Consider the following 2,399-nt stretch of genomic DNA (forward strand, 5'->3'; position numbering starts at 1 on the left):
AGACCCGCCAAAACCCATTGCTTTCATAGTGCCAAGCCAGAATAGAGCCACAACCAAACCTCGCAGAATGTTCCCAATAGATACCCCTTGGCAATCCAACCCCCGGACAATACTCCAAAGTTTCCCTAGTGGCATTGGCTACATACTGCGCCAACTGCTTAACCTGGAGTGGCACCAACTCAGCTTCCCCTGTCACCCCGGAATTAATCAGGAAAGTCCCTTGAATCCAGTGGATCGCCACCTCGTGTTGACCCCCATCGAGAAGCATATTTCGCCCCCTGCTAGGTAACCAGCTTCCATCAGGTTTAAGCTCTTGGCATTTCAACCCCGTGTTACCAAATGGGGTTTTGCCTACCAGGGCAACCGAGTCTAGTGATAAAGTCATAATGAGTATTTAATATTTGTTTGAAGAAAGGCCCCCTCAGAACTGGTAATTCGCAAAGGGAGCCTATTTTTTTGTTGTTAATGCCCAAAGGAAATAGCATCAAGCTTGGAGCTTAACCCCAGTAATTGTCTGTTGAGGACGACCCCGCCCGTCAGGTATTGACGCAAATTCCAAGTCATAAGCCCCCGGAACTTGCCGAAACTGTGACCAGAGAGAAAATTCAGCCGGAACAGTCAAAGCAGGAAGCCCCTTTGCATTATCAGTATTAACCGCATCAGGACTAGCGTATTGGACCTTTAAACTTTGAACTAACCGCCCAGTAATTCTATCTTGAAACTCAGATTTAGTAACGTAAAGAACTTGATATTTAGACATTAGAACGCCGCCCCTTTAAAAAGTCAAAACCCTCATTTAGACCAGGCAATTCTTCATCAATTAAAGCTTGATAAGCTTTATCATAAGCGTCAACTAACTTATTCAAATCCTTATCAGGTAAAGAATCCTGAAGATATTCAATATAAAATCGCAAACAGTAATTAAGAACCTTATTTGCATTAATAGAAGATTCAGGGGACTGAAGATTTACTATTGCTTGAATAAAAGCATAATTAGTAAATTCAATGGTAAAAGAACGCTTTTTAGATAAAGAGTCCATATCACCAGAAGTCGAGACACCACCATTAATTAAAGCCCGGATAAAATCATTAGGCTGAGGAACATCATCAGATAGTCTTTTTTGAAGCATAGGTAATTCGCAATGAACATTAGATACCTATTAAATTTAGCACCAAATAGACTAAGATGCCAATTAAATTCTAATTTTTTAGAGCACCTGGAAAATATAACACCTCAAGTATAGTAATAGAACCCATAAGCCCGTCCCCCTTGTCAAAAGAGAATCCGTTCACCTTGTCGTTAGTCAAGGGTGCGTTCACTTCGTTCACCACTTCGTGCCCTTGACAACCGACAAGGTGAACTAATCAGACTATGAACACAAGGGGGACGGGGAAATGTAGGCATACTGCTAGAAAATACCAGAAACTCCCAAATTTGACTAATAGTTTTGATATTTTATTACTAAAACTAATAAATAACAAAATACTTATTAAATTAGTTTAGACCTGAAAAAATAGCACGCCTACTTCGTGACGGCGGCACACCACCACTAGGCACAAGTTGCTAACCGCACCACTTGATTAAAAGTAAAACCGTCAATTTTTGCCTGATTAACTTTTTGTCGCATACCGCCTGATAAATTATCGACTTTATTAATTTGTACTGACAGCCAAGACATTAAATTTTCCCCCCCGGTCAACCGCTTTAACGCCGCCAAAGCGGGAACTACTTGCGACACTGCCCACGCCGCTGTGTTAATCAGACTGGTAGTTTCTTTTGCCCCAACAACCCGGCACGGAGTCCCCACAGTATCAAGAACCAACTGCCACCAGGAGCAACGCTCACACCGACTAGCCCGCTTACCTGTACTTCTATCTAAAAAGTCAACTTGCCCAACAGCACACCCCGCTACATATTGTTCACATACCGAAAAATCTTTTTCGTCTACCGCAGTTTGGTATAAGTCAGCCAAGACGTTAACAAACTCTTTTGCTTTCTCATCTTTCAATTCTGCCTCAATATCCGTGCCACCGATAACCCCGTGATTATGATACGGGTCATATATTCTAGTTCTAGCATTACTACCCTTAGAACCGAAATACGCTGTCATACTGGTATAACCCTTGACTGTACTAGTTTGCTCACTGACATCAAACACCCTCGATAAGTTTCCCTGTATTCCTTCCTGATATGCCTGCTGAGGAGTGAGAATCCAAGACGAAACACGAACCTTGGCATCAACCCTGGTAGCCGCAAAACCAAAATGGCATTTTAACCCCGTGACTAATCGAGCACTTTCCATCAGGCCCAACCGCTCACATACCTGACCCGGAATCGAGAGAAAGACCCGCCAAAACCCATTGCTTTCATAGTGCCAAGCCAGAATAGAGCCACAACC

At 42.9% G+C, this 2,399-nt stretch carries 2 protein-coding genes; both read right to left on the reverse strand.

The features are described from left to right. Nucleotides 1-752: 752 nt before the first annotated feature. Nucleotides 753-1,130: a hypothetical protein gene (locus tag ODQ17_RS18955; protein ID WP_106907937.1), complete on the reverse strand. Its 378-nt coding sequence runs from the start codon at nt 1,128-1,130 to the stop codon at nt 753-755. Between the two features lie 420 nt (nt 1,131-1,550). Next, on the reverse strand, nt 1,551-2,399 hold an 849-nt coding region (locus tag ODQ17_RS18960), incomplete at its 5' end, for a replication initiation factor domain-containing protein (RefSeq protein ID WP_322905598.1).

It is taken from the genome of Acinetobacter sp. IRS14, from assembly GCF_034650275.1.
Taxonomy (GTDB): Bacteria; Pseudomonadota; Gammaproteobacteria; order Pseudomonadales; family Moraxellaceae; genus Acinetobacter; species Acinetobacter oleivorans.